A 22946-nucleotide genomic window follows, 5' to 3' on the forward strand; every position below is an offset into this window, starting at 1 on the left:
CCAGCTGCTGTGGTCAGCGTTGTCCGTTCCAGTGGCTGAGCCAGACTTTGCTGGCGGCCGCATCCATGGGTCTTGCAAAAAAATAGCCTTGCCCGAAGCGGCAGCCCAGCTCCCGTAAACCGATGGCGGCCATACTGTTTTCTATGCCTTCGGCAATCGTCTCCAGCCCCAGGCTTTCTGCCAGTTTGAGCGTTGAGGCAATCACCTTGCGTGATTTGGAAGAGGCCTCCATGGTTGTGACAAATGACTTGTCAATTTTGAGCTCGGTAAATGGCAGCGCCGCTAATTGTGACATCGAAGAATAGCCCGTGCCAAAATCATCAATACTGAGCTTAAAGCCTTGTTCACGTAAGTGAGTCAGGATTCTTTCCGCCTGTTGCGTATCCAGCATGGTGGCGGTTTCGGTCAATTCCAGAATCATGCGCGCGGGATCGAAGGCAAACCGTTGGCAGACTTGTTCCAGCATCTGGATCAAATGGTCATTGTGCAGGCTTTTGGCTGAAATGTTGACCGACAAGCATAGGGTTGAACTGATGGATTGGATAAACTGGATACCTGTCACAACCACGTATTCAGTCAGGGCTTCTATTTGCCCAGTGTCTTCTGCCACATGAATAAATAATTCGGGTAACTGGATGCCCTGCTGTGGATGCTGCCAGCGCAGCAAGGCCTCAAAGCCTATCACCTCGCCGGTAAATAACTCAATTTGTGGTTGATAATAGACGACGAATTGCTGCTGGCGGATCGCCGCGTCTATGCTCTCGTGGTCGATGCTGAGTGGTTTGACGACTTGTGTATGATCCGTGGCATGCAAATCGACGGAAGGATGGTCCGCCAGCAGTTTTTGCAGCAGATGCGGTAAGACCGGGTGATGCAAAATGCCGCGGATATTCAATTGATGTTCCAAGGCCGTCAGCTGCGCCAGCGGCAGTAGCACTGAACCGATGCCGCTGGTCAGGATAATGCTGCTTTGGCAGTCCATACGCGCCAGCGTTTTCAGAATCTCAATGCCATCAATACTCGGCATGACCAAATCGATGGCCAGGTGCGATGGCTTCCAGGCGAGGATGGCATCAATAAATTGTCTGCCATCTTCACAGTGTTTGACCTCAAATCCCAGATCTTTTGCGACGGCAGTCATCAGGGTCGTCAGCGTGACATCATCATCCAGAATCAATAGCGTATTTGTACTCATTGCACCACCTCCTTTTATCGGCATTCATTGCCGTTCTTGTTGTTGCTGTGTTGCAGGGGTGAAACTAAATGGGTTCGCTGAGAATAAACCTCAACACATTGGGCTGTTTAGACTGAGTAAAGTTTTATGGTAATGTAATTTGCTTAAAAAATGAACATAGTTTTGGCTGAAAACAAACGGAAATGTGCTGGTTTGGTTATAAATAGCCAAATTTTGAGGCGGGAAAAGTGTTAGTACCGCCAGCGCATACGGCGGTGATCGGTCAATAATGATGCGTTAGCAAGATTAGAAAGTGCATTGAGACAAAAGGGCAGGGCTAGTATAAGTTATGCCATTTTTTTAAGGTCCAGGGGCTCGCTGTATATCTGCAAGTGACCGCGGCCGGCACGCTTGACCTGATACAGCGCCTGATCTGCGTGTTCATACATGGTTTGTGCAGAAAGTTTGGCGTCACAGGTGGAGCAGGCGCCGATAGATGCGCTCACCGTCAGTACCCGTTCGTCGATATGCATGGTTTGAGACAGTGCATGGCTGATTTCTGCACACACTTGCTTGAGGCGCAGATGCTCGCAATCAGACAATAAATGAAATGCGAACTCATCGCCACCCAGTCGGTAAAACTGCACGTCTGCTGTGTGAATCGCAGCCAGCCGCTTGCCCACCTCGCTTAACACCAGATCGCCAATATGGTGACCGTACTGATCGTTGATCGGTTTGAAATGGTCAAGATCCAGAATGCCAACAACAAAACAATGCTCACCCAGGCTGGATTCGGCTTGCTGTTGTGCCGCTTGCAGAAAGAACTGACGCCGGTTAGGCAGCGCAGTTAACACATCCTGTTGTGCCAGCCGCTGATTTTCCTTAAGCAGGCTTTGCGTTTCAAAGGTTGCATTCACCCATTGGTCAAAGGTCTTGTTGCTGGCGCGCATGGTTAACAGCATGCCCACTTCAAACACCAGAATCAGCATAGCGACCAAATAGGGATGTTCAATGTCGCCGCGAAACACGCAGGTCACCGCCGCCCCAATCAGCAACACATTGTAGGCATAAGCCGCTGCACCCAGCTTGCTCAGGATAAAGGCAAAGCACAAGCCATACAGCGTGTTGTGTACGATTAAAAAATAATGCGAAAAACTGCCCGTGATTGGAAACAGGTACAAACTGCGCCAGAAGGTAAACAGGCCTGCCAGTATCAGCAAGGTAGAGGCGGTATCCAGGCGTTTGCGGATATTCTCGATCGGTGGCTGGTCATGCCTGTGCTTGTACCAGAACCACAGCAAAATCACCCCTATCACCAAGCGCAACATGGGTGGCAAAATGGCAAATTTCCAATCAATCTCACCCTGCAACGCCACCATTTGGATCGTCAATGCGCTAATCGCGGTAAAAATGACCACGGGCACGTCGTTTACCAGGCTGTGGTAGCGGGCGCGCAATAAGTTAGCATCAGGTTTCTGGAGCAGTGACATTAAAATCGGTACAGGTTTCAGGAATAGCTTATCTTATGCAAGAGGCAACCGGCTTGATCATCAAAATATCGCTTTGTTTTATTCTTTATTAAGCGTTTTACTTCAGATAAAAGCAGCCATGTCCGAACCCGCATCCATTGTTCAGGCGATGGATGCCAGTTAGTTGGCGCTATTATCGAAAACTTTGAGCTTCTAGGGGGAGAGCATAGATTCAATTTATCGATAATTTTTGCAATTCATTGTGAACTTTGGGTATGACCGTGCCGCCAATATTTTTGCGGTTTGGCGCTTCCCGCTGTGACGCCAGCATGATTCGATGCCTATTCATGACGGATAAACAAGTGTTAGCGTTGCAGGCCTCGCGATCCAGCGGAGCGGTCGCTGGATGTTTCATAACCAAATTGGTTTTTATCAGCCATTTTTTATTAAATGTGGTTGTTTTAAACCTGTTTTATGTCAGGAAATTTTCCCTATTCATTTTTTTTATAATTGAGAATCAGTCTCTTATATGTGGTTGTGTCATGTGGCATGCGTTTTGCACTCTATGAATATAAATCTAAAAGTAGGGTGGCAGGATATGAGCGAGACACTGGCATGGTGCGGGATCGATTTAAAATGGGCTTACACGGATGTGTTGCGTCGCATTGGTCGGCGAACAGCCTGTGTGCAGCGGGCCAAAGATATTTTGCATGATGCGCTGGTGTTTTTTGCCGTCTCCAGCCATCCGGCCCGTGAAGAGTCGCCACAGGCCTATTTAAACGGCATCGTGAATCATCTGCTGGTCGATGAGTTCAGATACCGCACCCGTTTTGTCGATGAGGAGCAGATGGACGAAACCGCCCTGATCCTCGACTGCACGCCAGAGCAGCTGTATGAAACTCGGCAAAAACTGCATCACTTGCAACGTATTGTGGATTTATTGCCAGAAAAATGCCGCCAGGTATTCTGGCTCTATCACGTCGATGAAATGAAGCAACGCGAAATCGCCTTGCATCTGGATATCAGTTCCAGCATGGTAGAAAAACACCTGATTCGCGCCATGCTGGATATCCGTGCTTTTCAGCAAAGCCTGAACCATTAAAGGCTTATTGACCTCAACTGCTGCCATGTCAAAACCCGCCCAGTCCAAGCCACTCAATCCCAAATCGCTCACCTTGAGCGAGATGGCGGCGCGCTGGTATTTGCGCTTACGCGAACACGAGCAAAACGCACGTGGTAGCGAGCAACAAGCGTTTGAGGCGTGGTTGGCGGATGATCCGCGCCATGCGGCGGAATACGACAGCATTGCCCGTGCCATGCGGCAGCTGGATTCAGCCGAGAGCCTCTCTAGCTTGGCCGATGCCGCCGAGCAGCGAATGTTTTTAGCCAATGAGGCCAAACGCAAAACCCGGCAGCGCCGGCTCGGCCAACTGCTCATGATAGGCATGATCAGTATCATGGGTTATTTCTCTCATCAGCAATACCAGGTTTGGCAGGCCCAGCCCGTCATGCAAATGGCCGCGCAAAACCCGGTAGGGCAGATCGTCACAAAAACGCTGGATGATGGCAGCAAAGTCACCCTCAGTGCCAAGAGCGACATGCAAGTCACTTACTACCGCCACGAGCGTCATGTGCTGCTTAAAGAAGGCGAAGCCATTTTTGAAGTGACCAAAGACCCAGCGCGCCCCTTTATTGTCGAAACTGATACGGCCAAAGTCACTGTGTTAGGCACACGCTTTGCCGTCAACCGTCTACAACAATTGGTTCGTATCAGCGTGGATCACGGCCGGGTCAAGGTCGAACCAAATCTTGAAAACAAAGCTGAACAAGTCACCTCAACCGCTGAAGGCCAGCCCGCCATCGCCAGGGAGATCACCAACGGCCAGGTGCTCGAGGTCTACCCCAATCACGCCATGGCACTGGTCAATCGCCCGGCGTCGGACGCCTTTGCCTTCATGAAAGGCCGCCTGGTATTTGACCGCGCCGATATCGACGAAATCGCCTACACCGTTTCGCGCTACCGCGTTAAACCCGTGCAAGCACAGGGCAAGCAGGTGCGCAATATTTCTGCGGATATCAATATCCAGGATATCGACCATTTCCTGCATGGCCTGCCCAATATCGCTCCGGTCAAACTGCAAGAAACGCCGCAATATACTTTACTGAATAGCCGGTAGTTACTGGCGGTGCAAGGGTAGGGAGCGAAAAGAGCGGTATGTGCTTGCGTGTGAAAAAAGCATTGGGAACCATCATCGATGAACGCTTCAATTGAATGGCATGGCATCAACTTAAGGTGGGCATATTGTGAGCTGTTGCCTGCCATCTATCACGACATCCGTTGCCGTCATAAAGCCTATGACATTCTGCATGATGCCTTGTTAAAGTTTGCGATTTCACCCTCTACCATTCAGCTGGAAAAACCCCATGCTTATCTGCGGGTGATTGCACAAAATCTGGCCCACGAAGACCGCAAGTTCAATCAACGGCTGATCCCAATCTCGAGCGAAGATGTTGACCTGACGGCTTTTCTGGAAGACCCCAGCAGAGTGGCACCGTCCCCGGAAGAGCTGACCTCCATCAAACAAAGGCTGGAAGCCTTGCAACGCGTCATCAACCGGCTGCCGCCCAAATGCCGCGAGGCATTCTGGTTATATCGCATAGATCAACGCTCGCTTAAAGAGATTGCCGACCAGCTATCCATCAGCGTCAACATGGTGTCGCGGCATATCACCCGTGCCATGCTCGATTTGGCCAGACTGCAAGACCTGGTTCGCTAATCATGTCGCGTAACCATACCGATAAACTGCGCGAGGTTGCGATTGGCTGGTTTATCCGCATCAAGGATGCCGATATCGACGATCCGATCAGATCCAAATTTGAACAGTGGTTGATGGCCAGCGCCGCCCATCAGCAAGCCTATGCAGATGTGTCAAATGTCTGGGCCTCGTTTGATTCTCCACAAGACCTTGTTAAGTTGGCAGATATCGCCGATCAGGATGCTTTTTTTCAACAATCAGCCCGCGCCAAAAAAATCAAGAATGGCATCGCTGTCGCAATTGCAGCAATTGCCATTGGCGTGGGTGGGGCGTTGGGTTTCCAAACCTGGCGCGCCCAGCCCGTGATGCAAATGGTGGCGCAGGCAGACATCGGCCAGGTGAAATCACAACGCCTTGCAGACGGCACCGTGATGACCATGAACACCGGCACCGATATTGAGGTCACCTATTACCGTGACCGCCGTCTCGTAACCCTCAAGCGCGGTGAAGCCATTTTCGAGGTGACGCGCGATGCGCAGCGTCCATTTATTATTGATAGCGGCCAGGCCAAAGTCACCGTACTCGGCACGCGTTTTGCAATCAACCGGCTGAATAAGTTGGTGCGTGTCAGCGTCGATCATGGCACCGTCAAGGTTGAAGCGCAGCCTACTGAGCCCGCCAGTCAGGCAGGCACAATCATCCTGCACGATGGCGAAGTGGCTGAAGTGAAACGTGAAGCTGCAACCCCCACCCGTTCAAGCCACCAGGCTGCAGACGCCTTTGCTTTTGAAAAAGGCATGGTGATTTTTGAAGAGGCCGATCTGGACGAAATCGCCGAGACCCTTTCCAGATATCGCAAGCTGCCCTTAGTGGCTGAGCAACCAGCCCCGCAACACGTGCATATCTCCTCCATGCTCAAGGCCAATGCCATTGAAACCTTTATTCAGCAAATGCCTGAATTGGCCCCTGTGCGTATTGTGGCGACCCCCAACGTCACCCTGATCAAAAGCAGACCTGTAAAAAAATAATAATTTTCAAAAATCGACATCACAATTTTGCCCACCTAAAGCGTCAGTGCAGCAACAAGACCAAATCAGGGATAGGCAATGGCACAGAGGATCACACATCAACACCACCTGCTGGTATGGGCGGTGTTATCCGCACTCAGCATTAGCGAGGCAGTTTTGCACCAGGTGCAGGCAGCCGAACTCAATACCAATGTGCCTACCGTCAGTGAAACAGGTGGCTTCCCGGTGCAAATCAATTTGCCTGCGCAGCCCTTAAATCAATCCATTCGGCAATTAGCCAATCAAACCGGTTTAAGCATCTCGTTCGATAGCGAACTCACTAAAAACAAAACCGCTCCAGCCGTGAAAGGTTTTTTATCCCCACAAGAGGCTTTAAAAAAGGTACTTCAAGGTAGCGGATTGCAACTCAACATCAGTGGTGATTCCGCCGTCATCAAACCCGAGCCGGAAAAAAGTACTCAGTCGCTCAAACTAGATGCTGTAGAAGTAAGAGCCAAGCGCTTTTATGAAGTGGGCCCGTTGCCAGGCCTAGGATTAACTAAAGAGGAAATCCCTGGCAACGTTCAAAGCATTTCGGCTAAAGAGATTAAAGAAGCTCACTCGTTAAGCCTAACTGATTTAATGAATCGTAAGTTGCAATCGGTCACAGTCAATGACTACCAAGGCAACCCATTTCAGATGGACGTGCAGTATCGTGGCTTTACAGCAGGGCCACAGATCGGTACACCTCAGGGTCTGAGTGTGTTTTTTGATGGCATCCGCGTTAATGAACCATTTGGTGATGTGGTGAACTGGGACATGATTCCCATGAATGCCTTGGCCAGTGTGGATGTTTTTCCAGGATCTAACCCAATTTTTGGCTTGAATACGTTAGGTGGCGCATTCACTGTGAAAACAAAGGATGGTTTTAATCATGCAGGCGGTGATATAGAAATACTGAATGGTTCTTTTGGGCGTAAGCAACTTCAAGCTGAGGGGGGCTGGAATAATGGCACAGTCGGTATATTTGCTGCTGCGAATGTTTTTTTGGAGGATGGGTGGCGCAATAATTCCCCGAGTAAAGTGAATCAGCTTTTTACAAAAGGTACGTATCGGGGAGATAAACTCGATTTAAATTTGAGTGCCTTGTTTGTAAAAACAGACTTGGTAGGAAATGGTCTGATTCCAAGTGACGAGTATGAGCGCAACAGAAATGGCGTTTTTACAAGTCCGGATACTACAAAGAATACACTTGATCAGTACCAGTTGTCTGGAAGTTATTTTGTGAGTGATGTTTTTACAATTACTGGTCAGGTATATAGGCGCCATAGTAATCGTAAGCAGAGAGCTGCAGATGCATACACGCAATATGATGGAAATGATGTTAATTCTGTGGTTAGAAGCAAAATTGGAAATACTTTAGAGGATGGTGAGCAATATTCCTGCTTATACAATAGTACAGGTCGTGCTGCTGAGTATGGGCTGCCAAATTATTATGTTTACTCAATCCCTCACGGATCGCTTTTTTCAGGTACAGATCCTCTATTCGATCAGTTTATTCAAGGAAATGTAAATCAACCAACTTCTTTCTTTGGTGCAAATTCATTTAATGCGGAAATTACTGATCAAAACTTTTTAAAGTACGCGCAATACTATCTTCAGTACTCCAAAAATCCTACAGCAGCTACAGCTTATTCGGGCCAGTACAACAGCATCCCTGTGCCGCCCACACCTGACCCTTTGCCAGATGGGACTTCCCCCTATAGTTTTGCTCAAAATACCTTTCCAACAAATGCAATGAATTACAACACTTTACCAACAGAAGTGGACATTGGAGGAATAGCTAACTTTAATTACTACACAACCTTGGACTCAAACGGCAATCCTATTACGGACAACTATATTTTATTTATGGGACCAATAAATGGTACCAATTGTGCTGCTACACAAACCAAATATGGAAATAACACTAATTTTGCTTTTGCAGGTAATCCGCCAGTAAGAATTGATGGAGCTGCGAATGGTACATCAGGTGTTGTAGAAGGAATTCCAACTGCTCAAATAACAAATACGGAAATAGGTCAAATTGTTAATGGCGCCTCTTTACAGTTGAACTGGAATTTTGAAAAGCACAAATTGATGATTGGCACCTCGATAGATGACGCTAAAGCAGATTACAGCAGTAGTGGTCGTCTTGGTATGTTTGATAGCAACCGTAACGCATTTTTGGCGCCCGAATTATTGTTAGAGCAATTTGTTGCTGCAAGACAGGACATCCGAAATAATAATTTTGAAGGAACTTCAACTACAAAAAGTATTTATGCCAGTGAAACATGGAGTCCAGTAGATACTCTTCATGTAACTGGTGCGCTTAGATACAACGAAACGACTGTTAAAAATACTATTGCTACTACCGCTGCTGGTGACCGCCAAAGAGCCCTTTCAGAAATCATCGCTCTCGCCGATCTGTTTAATATTTGCATTGACGGAATTTGCCCTAGCACCGGATTAAGAACTCCAGATTTAGCAAACCTGCTGAATCCTCCTGAAACTGAAAAATTCACATATCGCTCATTGAATCCTGCCTTTGGTGCAACTTGGCAAGCTAAAGATAACTTAAATATTTACAGCAATTGGTCTCAAGGTACCCGAACCCCAAGTGTGATTGAGCTTGGTTGTGCTATCGATAAAACTTTGATTGATGATGGTAGGGGAGGGACGGCTTTTAAAAGTATTGTAGAAAATCGCAGTTGCAACTTGCCAAGTACTCTCTCGGGAGATCCCCATTTGCCACAAATTAAAGCGACCACTTACGAGGTTGGTGCAAGAGGTTTCTTTCAAAACGTACTTGGTGCTGATCGTATTGAGTGGAATTTAAGTACCTATCGTACGGATCTAAAAGACGATATTTATCTAATTACTTTGCCACAAAACCAAAGCTTGTTTGACAGTATAGGTAAAACTCGTCGTCAGGGCCTTGAGGCTGGATTGTCTGGGGAGTATGGCAGGGCAAGATTCAAGTTAAATTATGCTTTAACAGATGCAACTTTCCAAGATACCTTCCAAATGGCTAGTGCAGATAATAGTAGCTCTGTGAGTAATGACGTATTTGGCACAGGAGACGGTGCAAGATCAATTACCGTCAGGCCGGGTAATCGTATGCCCGGTGTGCCCTTGCATAATTTCAATGCTAATTTGAGCTTTGATTTAACGCCTCAATGGCAAGTAGGTTTTAGCGCAGTTATGCACTCAGAGAGTTTTCTAAGAGGCAATGAAAATAATGAGCATCAGCCTGGGGTAACTACTTTTAGAAGTTATGATGTGATTGATCCAGTCACAAATGTTTCAACGCGAGTTACTGTACCTCGACAACCTACAGGTAATCCTGGAAAAGTACCTGGTTACACTGTATTTAATTTTCAAACGTCTTACAAAATCAGCAAACAGTGGACGGCAAGCCTGCTCATAAACAATATTTTTGACAAAGAATATTTCAGTGCTGGCAGGCTAGGGCGAAACCCATTCTCCCCTAGTATTTTGGGGGCAATCGGTCCCGATGGTTACAACCATAACTCTAATGATTGGCAAAGTACCAACTTCATCGCTCCAGGTGCCCCTCGTGGCATTTGGTTTAGCTTGAATTGGCATTTTGTGCCTGATTAAAAGAAGTTTACTTGATCTGAGTTTATAATTTTGGCGCATCTTTTTTAGTTTGTACTTCAAGACGGTATCTGCCCCTAACTTTCTTCCCGACTAGTTGTTATCCAAAATATTCTTAATCCGCTCTATGACTTCATAGGTAATGTATTCGGGCAAGGTTTCTGCATATCTATACCCGCGTGCGCTAACATCAATTGAGCGAATTTGGTTAGTGATAATGACACCTTGTATTTGCGATCCAGTGCCTGTCAGCGAGACAGCAAAGCCCTGATCTCTTGCAAGATTGCCCCCTTGCGTAATAGGGACCACCCATGTCAAACCAGCATTATTAAATATAGACGGGGTAATGACTAACACTGGACGTTCACCTGACTTTTCTGAGCTTTTCATTTCACGACCAACAGTAGGATTAATATCCGTATAAATCACGTCGCCAGCAGAGAGTGATTTTTTTAGTTTTTGCATCAAAACGCTTCCTTGCCTACGGGTGGCGATGACTCAAATGCGATTAAATCAGGATCACGCTCCGCGCTCAGATCACATTGCGCAAGCATCTCCTTAAGAGATGGCACCTTTTTCTTGTTTCCTCTTACTGTGATCACTAAATCAGCGTCACTTTCAACAATTTCAACGCGAGTCCCTACGTCTATATTGCGCCCTTCACGCAATGAAGCTGGCAGTGAGACGCCAAGACTGTTCCCAAACCTTTTAACGATTGTTTCCATCATCATGCCTTTATGTATAACGGGTGTATTACATTGTCTCAAGCCGGATGCGGCGTGTCAAACATTGTTTTACGTGAGTCTGGTTTTTTTCAGGCAGCTTAACTGACGCTATTGGTCATAAGACAAAACCACCCAAATCAACATCATACACTCATTGTGTAAAGTTAAGTTAACAACGTCAGGGTTTTGCCGCGCTCACAGATGAGTCAATAGGACAGGAGAAGAATCTGTGATTAAACATACAAAAATACACAAAAGAGGATTACACACAGCGCTCACTGCATTGAGCGTGATGGCAACACAGCCCACTTGGGCAGAAGCACTGAACACCCAATTGCCAACACAGCAAGAGGAGACTTTTAGCGTGCCAGTGAATGTGGATATTCCAAAACAGCCTTTGGCGAACTCTTTGCACGACCTGAGCAAAGCCACCGGGATGAATATCTCATTCCCGAACGACATCGTCTCTGGAAAAACTGCGCCAGAGGTACGTGGCCGTATGACGAGCGCGGAAGCCCTGCGAAGGATGTTGAATGAAAGCGGTCTTGTCCCTAAGGTAGAAGGTAATAACATCTTTATTCAAAAAACCACAAAAGACGCAAAGAAAGATGTTCAGCTCGATAAAGTAGAGGTCCGCGCCAAACGCTTTTATGAAGTAGGCCCCTTACCTGGTTTAGGTCTCACCAAAGAGGAAATCCCAGGTAACGTACAAAGCATTTCTGCCAAAGAAATCAAAGAAGCCCATTCCTTGAGCTTGACTGATCTCATGAACCGCAAGCTGCAATCAGTGACGGTCAATGATTATCAAGGCAACCCGTTCCAGATGGATGTGCAATACCGTGGTTTTACCGCAGGTCCGCAGATTGGCACACCGCAGGGCTTAAGTGTGTTTATTGATGGTATTCGGGTCAATGAACCGTTTGGCGATATTGTGAACTGGGACATGATCCCCATGAATGCTTTGGCAAGCGTAGACGTATTCCCAGGATCTAACCCTATCTTTGGTTTAAATACTCTGGGTGGAGCTTTTTCCTTGAAAACGAAGGATGGCTTCAATAATGCAGGTGCTGATGCCGAGGTGTTGACAGGCTCTTTTGGACGTAAGCAATTACAAGTAGAAGGTGGTTGGAATAACGGTACAGTAGGTCTTTTTGCTGCCGGAAACTTTTTTTTGGAGGATGGCTGGCGTCAGAACTCTCCTAGCAAGGTGAATCAGCTTTTTAGTAAAGCAAGTTACAGAGGCGATAAGCTTGATCTGAATTTAAGTAGTTTATTAGTTCAAACCAATTTAGTCGGGAATGGGCTTTATCCCAGTGAAATGTACGATCAAGATCGGAAGGGGACTTTTACAGCTCCAGATAGAACAAAGAACAAGCTTGGACAGTTTCAACTGAGTAGCAGTTATTTTGTGAGTGATAATTTTACAATCACAGGGCAGGTTTATCGCAGAAATAGTGATCGACACCAAAAAGGGGCCGATGTTTACATGGCTGATCGGACTCTGGAACAACTTGAGTTCGGCTATGCGCGCAAGATACCATTGGCTGGAACGCAATATACGTGTCTACATAAAAGCAGTTCTGGCACGGGTCTGCTGGATTATTACGTTTTAAGTATTGACGTCACCAATGCTGATCCAAATTTTGTAGATGGAGGTTTTTTTAGTGATTCATTTGTGAATAGTGGGCTGATTGACCCAAGTGATCCTAATTTCCCCCAAAACGCTCCATCTAACCTTACCTTTAATTCGGAATTGCCATCGCAATTTGCTGCAGCGTTAAGGGAGTCATACTTTCAATTAGGCACTGCTGGTGGAAAGCTATATCTTCAGCAACGAACTAAACCAACACCGCAAGCAGGTGATCCATCACCAGAAACCTTTGGAGAAGCAAGCTACCTGTTAACGGCTACTGACCCAACATTTATACCTAATTTAGGCGATGGTCAGTTGGATGTTTTTAACGCGACAAATAACTTCTTCTACAAAACTGTTCAGACCACGTTGAATGGTGTGACAACGAACACACTCACCAAAAATTATGTAATCTTCCTTTCTCCCATTAACAACACATCATGCCAGGCTGCACAGCTTGCCAATGGTAATGATGGTTCAAATCCATCTGCGCTAAGGCCATATATGTACAAAGGTCCAAATGGAAACTATGTCACTTTGGATGGCGCTTATGATGGAAGTGGCGGTGTGATTTATGAAATTGATCCGAATACCGGTGAAAAACGTTATACCCCGACGGCAGTATTCACTGATAACCGAATTGAACAGACCACTGATGGTGGGTCGATTCAGCTTAACTGGAATCTTGAACACCATAAATTTATGGTGGGGGCTTCTATTGATGCTGCCAAAGCCAGTTATACAAACTCTCAACAATTAGGGTTATTGGATGCAAACAGGAATGCTTATCTGGCGCCGGATCAAATTCATCCCATGTTTACCGCTGCTGACCAAGCGATTAGTAATAATGATTTTAATGGGACCAATACCACTAAAAGTATTTATTTTAGTGAAACCTGGAGTCCAATAGAAACATTGCATATCAGTACCGCAGGCAGATACAACCAGACTAGAGTTAAAAATACCATGGCAACACGGTATGGTGAGGGTTCGTTCCGCTATGATGAAGTGCTTAATTTGCCAAGAACTTGGGATACTTGTACCAGTGACGCTGATTGCCAAAACTATGTACAGGGCTATCGTAAGCCTGACCTCTCAAGTCAATTAGATCCAGCTGAAACTGAAAAGTTAAGTTATTACTCATTTAATCCATCCTTGGGCGTGTCTTGGCAGGCCTTACCAACTCTCAACTTTTATTCAAATTTTGCTCAAGGCACCAGAACGCCAAGTGTTATTGAGCTTGGTTGTGCCTTTGACAAAACGCCCGTAAAGACTGGTGGGCTAATTATGCCGAAAAGCCTTGCAGAAAATAGGCAGTGCAGCCTGCCTACTACCCTCTCTGGAGATCCATTTCTTCCGCAAATCCGTGCGACTACCTACGATATTGGCATGCGTGGCAATTTCTGGGGCGAATGGCAATGGAACTTGGGCGCCTATCAAACCGACCTCAAAAACGATATTTATTTTGTTTCAGTCGGGAATGGTCAAGGATTTTTTGACAGCATCGGCAACACTCGTCGACGTGGCTTGGAGGCGGGTTTATCAGGTGCGGTCGGTAAAGCTAAATTAAGCTTGAACTACTCAATGACTGACGCGACTTTTCAGGACAGATTCCTGATGTTTAGTGTGGACAACAGTAGCGCCTTTCAGCTAGATGGCTATGGTAACGGCATCATTCGAGTTGACCCAGGAGACAAGATGCCTGGCGTTTCTTTGCACAACCTTAATGCAAATCTCACCTATGACATTACGGATAAGTGGAATGTTGGTTTAACTGCGGTTGCTCACTCTGATAGCTTCTTGCGTGGCAATGAAAACAACGACCATCAAAAAGGAATTGCCAGTACCAGAAATGTTGTCGTACCTGGTGGCGGTTTTATTCAAGTGCAAAGGCAACCTACAAATAATCCTGGAAAAATCCCTGGCTATGCGACGTTTAATTTTCAAACGAGTTACAAATTAGCAAAAGAGTGGACGGCTACGATGATCGTCAGCAACTTGTTTGATAAAGAATACTTTAGTGCGGGCAGGCTAGGCATCAATCCCTTTTCACCAAGTATCAACGGAAATATAGGCGTGAGTGGATACAACCATAATTCAAGTGATTGGCTAAGCACTAACTTTATAGCGCCTGGAGCGCCAAGAGGCATCTGGTTCAGCTTGAATTGGCATTTTGTGCCGGATTGATTTTTGAGCTTCAGGAAAAAATCCCAGTGGCGGAAGCATAGAAAATGGTTAATTTAGCCACTGTAAAAGAAAAAGTTCAGTATTGGGAGTGGCGCATTTGTGATCTGCCACTTTAACAACAGAATTCAACTACAACCTGTTTAGAACTTACGAGGCACTAATTAAGTTGTGGTGAATTGGTGAAGCGGGCAGCCACAAATGCCTGCTTATTGTACCTTTTTACAAGGAGTAGAACATGAAAAAAGCGATTTTGGCCATGGCAGTAGCAGGTGTATTAGTGTTAAACGCGACACCAGTCTTTGCAACAGGTTTGGTGACAATACCAGCTGCAGGATTTAGTGGAACTGCTTACAAAGAGTGTTTTGCTTTGGGCCAAACCTCAACTGTTCCAAAAAACAATTATGGTTCAGCTGGAACGGCAACTGCAACGACAACAAGTGATAATGAGTGTGCAGTTTTTCCTGCCAATGATGCGACATCCCCAGTCTCCGGTTTTACATTAGTCGCATCTGCTAATAGATCAGTTGTGATTAATAACACCTATACAGGTGGAACTAATATTAATGTTGGAACAATTCAAGACCGTGTATGGAGAAATGCAGCAGGTACATCCTGCATTTACGGTGCAAAATTCGTTCCTCTGAATGTTGATTTCCAGCCTGGAGTTTCAGGGACTCAGTACTTTGAGGCTAACGATATCGCGCGAGGGGGGTTTAGTGCATCAGGAGATGTTTTAGCTGGATATTATCCTGCAACAAGCACAACATCACCTGCCTATCGCATAGGTCGGACATTTACAGCGGTGCAACACCGCGCACTTAAATATGACACTTTGGCCAATAAGCAGTTGCCAGGTACGGGTTATCTGAGCTTACCAACATCAGGTTCCGGTGCATCAACAGCCTCGATTAATGGTGTGAATTCCCCAATCGCCTCTACAGCAACCGCATCTGCAACTGCTGCTGAGCAAACAGCTGCTGTAAATAGCAATTGGGTTGATTTTACTATAGATGGTGTATTTGCAGATGATGACGGATTTACAAACCCAAACTCTCCAAATACTTATGTTCAAGCAGCTTGCACAACAGCTGCACCGGTAGCCGTTAATGATGCGATTCGTATCCGCCAAACAGCTCAGGAGAACGCTAATTTCATCGAGGCAAGTGTGCCTGGTTTTGTGCCACCTGGCGGAACAGCAGCTCCTGCGCCAGTAGTTCCTTTCTAACTTCAGTAATTTATAGAACTTGTATCCTCAGGCGAGGTTTTAATGCCTTGCCTGAAGCTACTTAAAAAGGAGTATTAAAATGGCAGTGAAAGTATTTAATGCAACTGAAACTGATTACACAGGCACTTCAGTCTCTGACTTGATTATTGGTAATAACCTTGCCAATTTTATTGATGGTGGCGATGGTGCGGATATCATTTTAGGTGGCGGGGGAGATGATGTCCTGATCGGTGGAAACGGTAATGACATTATTCTTGGAGGAGATGGAAACGATATTATTGATTTGGGCTCTGGTACCAATATCGCTTTTGGAGGTGCTGGTGACGATTCTATTTATGGAGGTGACGGAAATGACGCCATTTCTGGAGGCGCTGGAAATGATGTAATTTTTGGAGGTGCTGGTGACGATATTCTCACTGGCGGTGATGGGCAAGATGTTATCAATGGAGGAGAGTCAACCTTTGGAGATGAAACTGTAGATGGTAATGTGTTTATTGCAACCTCTGACGATTTTCTTGGAGGAGAGCATGGCAATGATACATTCGTAATTGGTTCTGATGATATTCAGAATACTTTTATTAGTGGTGACGTATCGGGTCTTGATAACGAAGGTGAAGCCGCACGTTACGTCGATGTTCAAGAGGTCAGCGAGGATGAAGGGGAAGAGCGCGCTGCTCTTGATACACAAACTGGACAGTTAGTTGTTTTGGATGATGAAGAGTTGTCTGAACAAACAGAAACTGATGTTCGGTTGAACATCGTTACTCGCCCCGGCTCATCAGCAATTAGCACCTTTGCCACAACAATCGCTGGCTACAATGCTGTGGATACGATTGAGTTTACTCAATCAGGTGAGTTTGAAGGCATCTCTTTTACGGGTATTGAGCGTATTGAGTTGAATAGTGGTGTAAATATCACCTTAGAGGCTGAGCAGTTGGAAGCTAATGGTGAGTCTCTGAGCTTGGGCGAATTAAACCCTGGCACCCACATCTACGGTGTTGCCGGTGGTCCAACCGAGTCTGTCACGCTCGAAATGGAGTTTGAAGAAACGACATTTGAGCCAGCTTCTACGATTGTTGGTGCAACGCCAGTAACTTATGAAGCCGCTGCATTGGAGTTTGATGATTACTCTGTGGCTGAGTTGTTCCACAACGTGGATATTATCTACGATGCTTCAGAAGGCGAGGCTGGTAGCTATACCCGTATTGATGGCGGCAACGAGTCTGCAGGTGCGCATGAAATCGTTCAGGGTAGTGACGGTGTTGACTACGCGACCATGCGTTTGGGTGATGACACAGTTTATGGCAACGGCGGCAATGACTTGCTGATTGGCCATGGCGGTGCGGATTACCTAGATGGTGGCGAGGGCGATGACATTTTTGTGATCGGCGGTTTTGGTAGTGGTGTGCAAGGCACGACTTCTAAAGCAGATGACGGTAACAAAGAGTGGATTGCGACTGGCGACAAGCATGATGTCATCGTGGGTGGTGAAGGCGTGGATACGCTGCGTATTACGACCGGTATCGGCGCCAACACCAAAGCCAATGGCACGGTGGTGCTGAATGATGACAACTTCCAGTCCATGGAAGTAGTACAAGTCGGTGGCACGGTTGGCCGTTTGAATGTTGAAAATACTGCCTTGCAGTTGCTCAATGATCACTACTACTTCAAAGCCAACGGTTCGGTGGCTGATCTCTCCAACACCTTGGGGAACAATGGCGGCACTATCAACAACGTGGTGGTCGATGCCTCTGGGGTGACTGCTAACGGCTTGCGCTTTGAAGGCAATGCTAACCAGCAAACCTTTATTGGAACGACACAGGATGATGTGTTTGTTGGCAATGGCGGTAACGATACGCTGACTGGTGGTGCCGGCGCAGATACGTTTGTGTTCGGCAAAGTCTACGAGCAAGTCGTGACTGGTTCATCTACCAGCGTGCAAACCTATACCAACACGGCGTTTAACCTGACCGGGGTAGACACCATCACTGATTTCACCCGTGGCACCGACAAAATCGAGTTGCACCTGGATCAGTACAGCCAGTTGGCAGGGTTTAACAGCAGCATGTTGCGTGTGAACAGCACCGGCACTGCGCAAGACGCCAATGATTACCTGATTTACAACACCACCACTAAAACCCTCAGCTATGACGCAGATGGTAATGGTAGCGGTGCCAAGGTAGACATTGCAGTGTTGACCGGTGTCAGCACAGTGTCTGTGTCGGACTTTGTTGTCGTTTAAGTAGCGGCGGATAGGCGGGCAGGGAAACCTGCCTGCCGATACGCTCTATCAAAGTCATTAGTCGTGATGAAGTTGTCGCAAGCTGAAACCATCAAGCAAGCATTGCCCGCCCTGTGGCCGTTGTGGCGCCGGGTATGGTTGTTTGGGGGGGTGACCAATTTGCTGATTCTGGTGCCCTCCTGGTATATGCTGGAGGTGTACGACCGCGTCATTAATAGCCGCAATGTTTCGACCTTGCTTATGCTCACCGTGATGGCGGCCTTTGCCTATCTGGTGATGGAAGCGCTCGAGTGGCAGCGCCGCAACTTGTTGCAGTCAGCGGCCAAAAGATTTGAATCCCTGTTGCAACAACGCGTATTTGAACGCGTATTTGCGAGCAGGTTGTCCATGCCTGAATTCCCTGCCAGCCAGGTATTTTCTGATTTCTCTACCCTCAAGCAAGCGTTACATTCTTCTGCCTGTTTGAGCCTGATTGATGCCCCATTCTGCCTGATTTTTTTAGCGGCCGTGTTCTGGATTCATCCGGCACTGGGCTTGCTTACCCTGGCCGGGCTCACCATCCAATTGATTTTGACCTGGCATAACCAGTCTCGCGTCGCCCCGCTGATGGCGCAGGCCAACCAGCATGCAATCGAGTCGCACCGTTATTTTGCCAGCATCAGCCGTCATGGCGATGCCATGCATGCCATGGCCATGCTCGTGCCCATGCAACAGCGATGGCTGCAACACCAGCACGGCTTTTTGTGGCAGCAGGCGCAAGCCTCGGCGCTGGCGGGCAAAAGCGCTGCCGCTGCCCGCTGGCTACAAACCCTGCAAACCAGCTTGATTCTGGGCCTGGCCTGTTACCTGTTTATTGCAGGTGATTTGTACAACGGCGGCGCCATGATGATTGTGGCCTCGATTCTGGCTGCCCGCGTGCTCGCACCGCTGGTGCAATGTGTGGGTCATTGGAAAACCTATGAGCAAGCCTGGACCGCGTATCAACGCATAGACAGTTTGCTGGCGGGGGCGCCAGCCACTGCGCCCGGCATGGTCTTGCCGCCGCCAGTGGGTGAGTTGAGCGTAGACCAGCTGGGGTATGCCATGCCGCAAGCAGGCAAAGCAGCTGCCGAAGCGTTTATCCGCCAGGTGCAGTTCAAGCTTGCGCCGGGGCAGGTGCTGATTGTCGCTGGCGCCTCGGCGTCAGGCAAAACCACGCTGGCCAAATTGCTGGTCGGCTTACTGGCCCCCACCACCGGCCGGGTACGCCTGGATGGGGTGGATATTTACCGTTGGGATAAAAACCAGCTCGGCCCTTCGCTGGGATATCTGGCGCAAGAGGTCGATGTGTTTGATGGCCGCCTCGTAGATAATATTTGCCGTTTTCAAACGCCTGACCCTGCCGCGCTGGCCGAGGTACTTGATCTGCTGGGCCTCGGCGAGTGGGTGCAGCAGTTACCAGAGGGGCTGAATACCGTGATTGGCGCATCTGGCATGCACCTGTCTGGCGGCGAACGGCAGTTGATTGGCCTGGCCCGCGCCTTTTATGGCAAGCCGCGTTTTGTGGTGCTCGATGAGCCCAATGCCAACCTCGACACCACCAGTGAGCGATTGTTACAGCAGGCGATTGCACGCATGAAGCAACAGGGCACTACCTTTGTCATCATCAGCCATTTGCAACACATTTTAAGCATCGCCGACTGCATGCTGGTGATGTGCCAGGGCCAGATGATCCGCTTTGGCAAACCGGCCGAGGTGCTGGCCAGTTTTCAGCCGGAGTCTGGCAAGGTGGCGAGTTTATGATGGCTTTAGCGGGCGGATGGCGGCAGTCGCCGATGTGGGCATTTATGCAGCCTTTTCAGGGCGCATTTTTACAGATGTTCTGGCTGAGTTTTTTAACCAATGTACTGATGCTGGTGCCCACGCTGTACATGCTGCAACTGTATGACCGGGTTATGCTCAGCCGTAATACGCTGACGCTGGTGGCGATGACGCTGCTGACGGCCGGCTTGCTTGTGTTCATGGCGGGGGCTGACTGGTTGCGCAGTCTGTATGCGGTGAAGACCGGGGTGCAGTTTGACTTGCGCTTTGGCAAACAGGTGTTTGCTGCCACCTTTGATCCTGGTCGCCCCGCGTCCAGTGTGCCGCAACAGGCCTTGCAGCAATTGACGGCAGTCAGGCAGTGGCTTACTGGGCAGGGCTTGTTTGCCTTGCTGGATATTCCCTGGAGCCTGATTTACATCGCTGTCCTGTTTGCCCTGCATCCGCTGCTGGGAATGACCGCAATTGCATTCTGCCTGGTGCAGTGTCTGGTGGCCTGGTGGCATCAGCATGTCTTGGCGCAGCCTGGTCAGGAAACCCACGCCGCCCGCCAGCGCACCGAGCATTTTTTGCAACAGAAAATTCAGCACGCACAAACCAGCCATGTGCTGGGCATGATGCAGACCTTGCGCCAGCACTGGCAACAGTTGCTGGCACAGCAAGCCGAAACCGAAGACCACTGGCAACGCCAGAGTGATCGCAGCCAGTTTCTCAACAAATGGGTGCGTTATTGCCTGCAATCGCTCATGCTGGCTGTCGCTGCGTGGTTGACCATTGAAGGCGAGATCAGTGTCGGTTCCATGGTGGCCTCCAATGTGCTGATTGCGCGTGCCCTGCAACCGTTTGATGTCATGGTGCAAAGCTGGCGCCAGTGGTTGCAAGCCAAGACGGCCGCCGGTGAGCTTCAGCAAATGATGGCGGGTGTGCCGGTGAAGGCGGGGGCTGAGGTGCAAACAATGGAAACCGTCGCCGCTGCGCCCCTGTTGCGGCCCTATACCTTGCAGTTGACGCAGGTCGGGGTCAGTCATGGGCCCCGCCCGTTGCTGCAGGCGGTGGATGTCAGCATTCTGCCGGGCCGCCTGCTATGCGTGATGGGGCCTTCCGGGGCAGGCAAAAGTACCTTGGCCCGATTGCTGGTTGGGGCGGTATTTGCCGAGCGCGGGCGCTATGAAGTGAACCAGACCTTGCTGACGCCTGCCAATGTGCGGCAGTCACTCACCAGCGTTGGTTATCTGCCGCAGCAAGTGTCTTTGCTCGAAGGCACCATTGCCGAGAATGTGGCACGTTTTGGGCCACTTGAGACGCCGCATATCTTGCAGGCTTGCCAGCGTGTCGGTTTGCACGAGGCCATTTTGCGCTTGCCACAAGGCTACGATACTCGGCTGGATGCGCAAGGCTTGCCCTTGTCAGGAGGCCAGCGACAGCTGCTCGGTCTGGCCCGCGCCATTTACAAAGAGCCCGCCTTGCTGGTGCTGGATGAGCCCAATGCCAGCCTGGACGAGTTTGGCGAAGCCAGGCTGCTGCAGCTATTGCAGGCGCTGAAAACCCTCAACACGACCATCGTCGTCATTTCTCACCGTTCCGGCATCCTCAAGATCACTGACGACCTGCTGGTGCTCAAGCGCGGCGAAATATTGCACCACGGGCCGCGTGATGCCGGCATCGTCTATTTAAACCAGTTACAAGCCGCCAGTCCTCTGGCTACTACGGAGTAAACATGTCGCTGATGTCGACCAGCCCTGTCCCTGACAATGTCCATGCCATTGAAGACTATGCGCATAACGCAAGGCCTGCACGCAAAGGCGCCCTGATTTTGCTGGCGGGCCTGGCCGGGTTTGTGCTGTGGGCTGCCCTGGCGCCACTGGATGAGGGCGTGCCGACCGAAGGTGTGATCAGCGTGGAAAGTAATCACAAGGTGGTGCAGCATTTGTCGGGCGGCATGGTGAGTGAGTTGTTGGTGCACGAAGGTAAGGAAGTACACGCCGGCGAGGTGCTGTTCAAGCTGGATGCGCAGGCCAGCAAGGCGCGGTATGAAGAGGTGCGTCACCGTTATGCCGGGTTGCGTGCGCAGGAAGACCGCTTGCGTGCCGAGCAGACCCAACGCACGCTGATTGACTTTCACCCGGATTTGATCAGCCAGCAGACCGACCCGCTGATTCAGCAGCAGATGCGTAACCAGAGCCAGTTGCTGCTGGCCAAAGTGTCAGCGCTGGCGGCGGATATTGCGGCCAAGCAAGAGGCCATTGCCGGCTATCAGGCATTGATAGAAGGCTATCGCGGCGTGTTGACCAGCCATGAGTCGCAACTGCGCCTGCTCGAAGAACAACTGCAAGGCGTGCGCGCGCTGGCGGCCGAGGGCTATGCGCCACGCAACCAGCAAAATGACCTGGAGCAACGTGTGGCGGCCCTGTATGGCGACCGGGCCAACACACAGGCCAATCTGTTACGCGCGCAGCGGGCCATTCTCGAGCTGCAACAGCAAATTTATCAGCGCAAACAGCTGGAGAAAAAAGACATTGATGCAGAAATGGCGCAAGTCAAATTGCAAGTCGAGGCCGATGCCGAAAAAGTCCGCGCACTGCGCGAAGAACTGGGGCGGACTGAAATCCGTGCGCCAGCCTCAGGCCAGGTGGTGGGCTTGCAGGTACACACCGTGGGTGCCGTGATTCAGCCCGGGCAAAAACTCATGGATATTGTGCCCTCGGGCGAAGCGCTGATTGTGGACGCACAGATTCCCCCGCACCTGATCGACAAAATCCATGTTGGCCAGGCGGCCGATATCCGCTTTTCGACCTTTGCCAACAGCCCGCAACTGCTGGCAGAGGGCCAGCTTAAATCGGTTTCCAAAGACCTGCTGAGCAAACCGGCCGCTACGCCTGAAGGCAGCCAGAGTTATTACCTGGCCCGCGTCAAGCTGACGGACAAAGGCGTGCAAGCCTTGCAAGGCCGCCAGTTACAGCCGGGCATGCCAGTACAGGTCGTGATCAAGACCGGGGAACGCACGCTGTGGAATTACCTGATGCATCCGCTGAGCAAGCGGTTAGCCGCCTCCATGAAGGAAGAATAAC

Annotated in this window: 15 protein-coding genes; 11 read left to right on the forward strand and 4 right to left on the reverse strand. The window is 49.1% G+C overall.

Features of this window, described 5'->3' with window-relative positions:
• Positions 1 to 13 precede the first annotated feature (13 nt).
• The gene (locus ACT53G_RS09290) at positions 14 to 1195 is read right to left on the reverse strand and encodes an EAL domain-containing response regulator (RefSeq protein ID WP_476169231.1); all 1182 of its coding nucleotides are present in this window, start codon (positions 1193 to 1195) and stop codon (positions 14 to 16) included.
• A 326-nt stretch (positions 1196 to 1521) separates the two neighbouring features.
• Positions 1522 to 2664: a GGDEF domain-containing protein gene (locus ACT53G_RS09295; protein WP_313986845.1), complete on the reverse strand. Its 1143-nt coding sequence runs from the start codon at positions 2662 to 2664 to the stop codon at positions 1522 to 1524.
• Between the two features lie 577 nt (positions 2665 to 3241).
• On the opposite strand from ACT53G_RS09295, the gene ACT53G_RS09300 reads away from it, so the two are divergent.
• The 5 genes from ACT53G_RS09300 to ACT53G_RS09320 all read left to right on the forward strand — a co-directional run bounded on the left by ACT53G_RS09300 (position 3242) and on the right by ACT53G_RS09320 (position 10069).
• The gene (locus ACT53G_RS09300) at positions 3242 to 3745 is read left to right on the forward strand and encodes an RNA polymerase sigma factor (RefSeq protein WP_476169232.1); all 504 of its coding nucleotides are present in this window, start codon (positions 3242 to 3244) and stop codon (positions 3743 to 3745) included.
• A gap of 25 nt (positions 3746 to 3770) precedes the next feature.
• Positions 3771 to 4820 carry a FecR family protein gene (locus tag ACT53G_RS09305; protein ID WP_476169233.1) on the forward strand — a complete coding sequence of 350 codons (1050 nt, stop codon included), beginning with the start codon at positions 3771 to 3773 and terminating at the stop codon, positions 4818 to 4820.
• Positions 4821 to 4898: 78 nt separating this feature from the next.
• Positions 4899 to 5420, forward strand: coding sequence for an RNA polymerase sigma factor (locus ACT53G_RS09310; protein ID WP_476169234.1), 522 nt, complete (start codon positions 4899 to 4901; stop codon positions 5418 to 5420).
• 2 nt (positions 5421 to 5422) lie between these two features.
• On the forward strand, positions 5423 to 6427 hold the full coding sequence (locus ACT53G_RS09315; RefSeq protein WP_476169235.1) for a FecR family protein: 1005 nt from the start codon (positions 5423 to 5425) through the stop codon (positions 6425 to 6427).
• Positions 6428 to 6505: 78 nt separating this feature from the next.
• Positions 6506 to 10069, forward strand: a complete 3564-nt coding sequence (locus tag ACT53G_RS09320) for a TonB-dependent receptor (RefSeq protein WP_476169236.1) — start codon at positions 6506 to 6508, stop codon at positions 10067 to 10069.
• A 90-nt stretch (positions 10070 to 10159) separates the two neighbouring features.
• On the opposite strand, the gene ACT53G_RS09325 is transcribed toward ACT53G_RS09320, so the two are convergent.
• Both ACT53G_RS09325 and ACT53G_RS09330 read right to left on the reverse strand, forming a co-directional pair.
• The gene (locus tag ACT53G_RS09325; RefSeq protein ID WP_476169237.1) at positions 10160 to 10531 is read right to left on the reverse strand and encodes a type II toxin-antitoxin system PemK/MazF family toxin; all 372 of its coding nucleotides are present in this window, start codon (positions 10529 to 10531) and stop codon (positions 10160 to 10162) included.
• Positions 10531 to 10797 carry an AbrB/MazE/SpoVT family DNA-binding domain-containing protein gene (locus tag ACT53G_RS09330; protein WP_476169238.1) on the reverse strand — a complete coding sequence of 89 codons (267 nt, stop codon included), beginning with the start codon at positions 10795 to 10797 and terminating at the stop codon, positions 10531 to 10533. Before ACT53G_RS09330 ends, ACT53G_RS09325 begins: the two co-directional genes overlap by 1 nt.
• Before the next feature lie 223 nt (positions 10798 to 11020).
• Here ACT53G_RS09330 and ACT53G_RS09335 point away from each other — a divergent pair, with 223 nt between their 5' ends.
• The 6 genes from ACT53G_RS09335 to ACT53G_RS09360 all read left to right on the forward strand — a co-directional run bounded on the left by ACT53G_RS09335 (position 11021) and on the right by ACT53G_RS09360 (position 22945).
• On the forward strand, positions 11021 to 14611 hold the full coding sequence (locus ACT53G_RS09335) for a TonB-dependent receptor (protein ID WP_476169239.1): 3591 nt from the start codon (positions 11021 to 11023) through the stop codon (positions 14609 to 14611).
• Between the two features lie 235 nt (positions 14612 to 14846).
• The gene (locus ACT53G_RS09340) at positions 14847 to 15836 is read left to right on the forward strand and encodes a hypothetical protein (protein ID WP_476169240.1); all 990 of its coding nucleotides are present in this window, start codon (positions 14847 to 14849) and stop codon (positions 15834 to 15836) included.
• 79 nt (positions 15837 to 15915) lie between these two features.
• On the forward strand, positions 15916 to 18078 hold the full coding sequence (locus tag ACT53G_RS09345) for a calcium-binding protein (RefSeq protein ID WP_476169241.1): 2163 nt from the start codon (positions 15916 to 15918) through the stop codon (positions 18076 to 18078).
• Between the two features lie 66 nt (positions 18079 to 18144).
• Positions 18145 to 19860, forward strand: a complete 1716-nt coding sequence (locus ACT53G_RS09350) for a type I secretion system permease/ATPase (protein ID WP_476169242.1) — start codon at positions 18145 to 18147, stop codon at positions 19858 to 19860.
• Complete coding sequence (locus tag ACT53G_RS09355; protein ID WP_476169243.1) at positions 19857 to 21593, forward strand: type I secretion system permease/ATPase; 1737 nt, start codon at positions 19857 to 19859, stop codon at positions 21591 to 21593. The genes ACT53G_RS09350 and ACT53G_RS09355 overlap by 4 nt, the downstream gene beginning before the upstream one ends.
• A gap of 2 nt (positions 21594 to 21595) precedes the next feature.
• Positions 21596 to 22945 carry an HlyD family type I secretion periplasmic adaptor subunit gene (locus ACT53G_RS09360; RefSeq protein WP_476169244.1) on the forward strand — a complete coding sequence of 450 codons (1350 nt, stop codon included), beginning with the start codon at positions 21596 to 21598 and terminating at the stop codon, positions 22943 to 22945.
• The last annotated feature ends 1 nt before the right edge of the window (position 22946 follow it).

It is taken from the genome of Methylophilus sp. DMC18, assembly GCF_056314005.1.

Coding starts and splice junctions, on each gene's coding strand:
- ACT53G_RS09330 (WP_476169238.1), bottom strand. CDS start 10,797: ATGATGATGGAAACAATCGTTAAAAGGTTTGGGAACAGTCTTGGCGTC.
- ACT53G_RS09350 (WP_476169242.1), top strand. CDS start 18,145: ATGAAGTTGTCGCAAGCTGAAACCATCAAGCAAGCATTGCCCGCCCTG.
- ACT53G_RS09325 (WP_476169237.1), bottom strand. CDS start 10,531: ATGCAAAAACTAAAAAAATCACTCTCTGCTGGCGACGTGATTTATACG.
- ACT53G_RS09355 (WP_476169243.1), top strand. CDS start 19,857: ATGATGGCTTTAGCGGGCGGATGGCGGCAGTCGCCGATGTGGGCATTT.
- ACT53G_RS09340 (WP_476169240.1), top strand. CDS start 14,847: ATGAAAAAAGCGATTTTGGCCATGGCAGTAGCAGGTGTATTAGTGTTA.
- ACT53G_RS09345 (WP_476169241.1), top strand. CDS start 15,916: ATGGCAGTGAAAGTATTTAATGCAACTGAAACTGATTACACAGGCACT.
- ACT53G_RS09310 (WP_476169234.1), top strand. CDS start 4,899: ATGAACGCTTCAATTGAATGGCATGGCATCAACTTAAGGTGGGCATAT.
- ACT53G_RS09290 (WP_476169231.1), bottom strand. CDS start 1,195: ATGAGTACAAATACGCTATTGATTCTGGATGATGATGTCACGCTGACG.
- ACT53G_RS09360 (WP_476169244.1), top strand. CDS start 21,596: ATGTCGCTGATGTCGACCAGCCCTGTCCCTGACAATGTCCATGCCATT.
- ACT53G_RS09320 (WP_476169236.1), top strand. CDS start 6,506: ATGGCACAGAGGATCACACATCAACACCACCTGCTGGTATGGGCGGTG.
- ACT53G_RS09300 (WP_476169232.1), top strand. CDS start 3,242: ATGAGCGAGACACTGGCATGGTGCGGGATCGATTTAAAATGGGCTTAC.
- ACT53G_RS09295 (WP_313986845.1), bottom strand. CDS start 2,664: ATGTCACTGCTCCAGAAACCTGATGCTAACTTATTGCGCGCCCGCTAC.
- ACT53G_RS09315 (WP_476169235.1), top strand. CDS start 5,423: ATGTCGCGTAACCATACCGATAAACTGCGCGAGGTTGCGATTGGCTGG.
- ACT53G_RS09305 (WP_476169233.1), top strand. CDS start 3,771: ATGTCAAAACCCGCCCAGTCCAAGCCACTCAATCCCAAATCGCTCACC.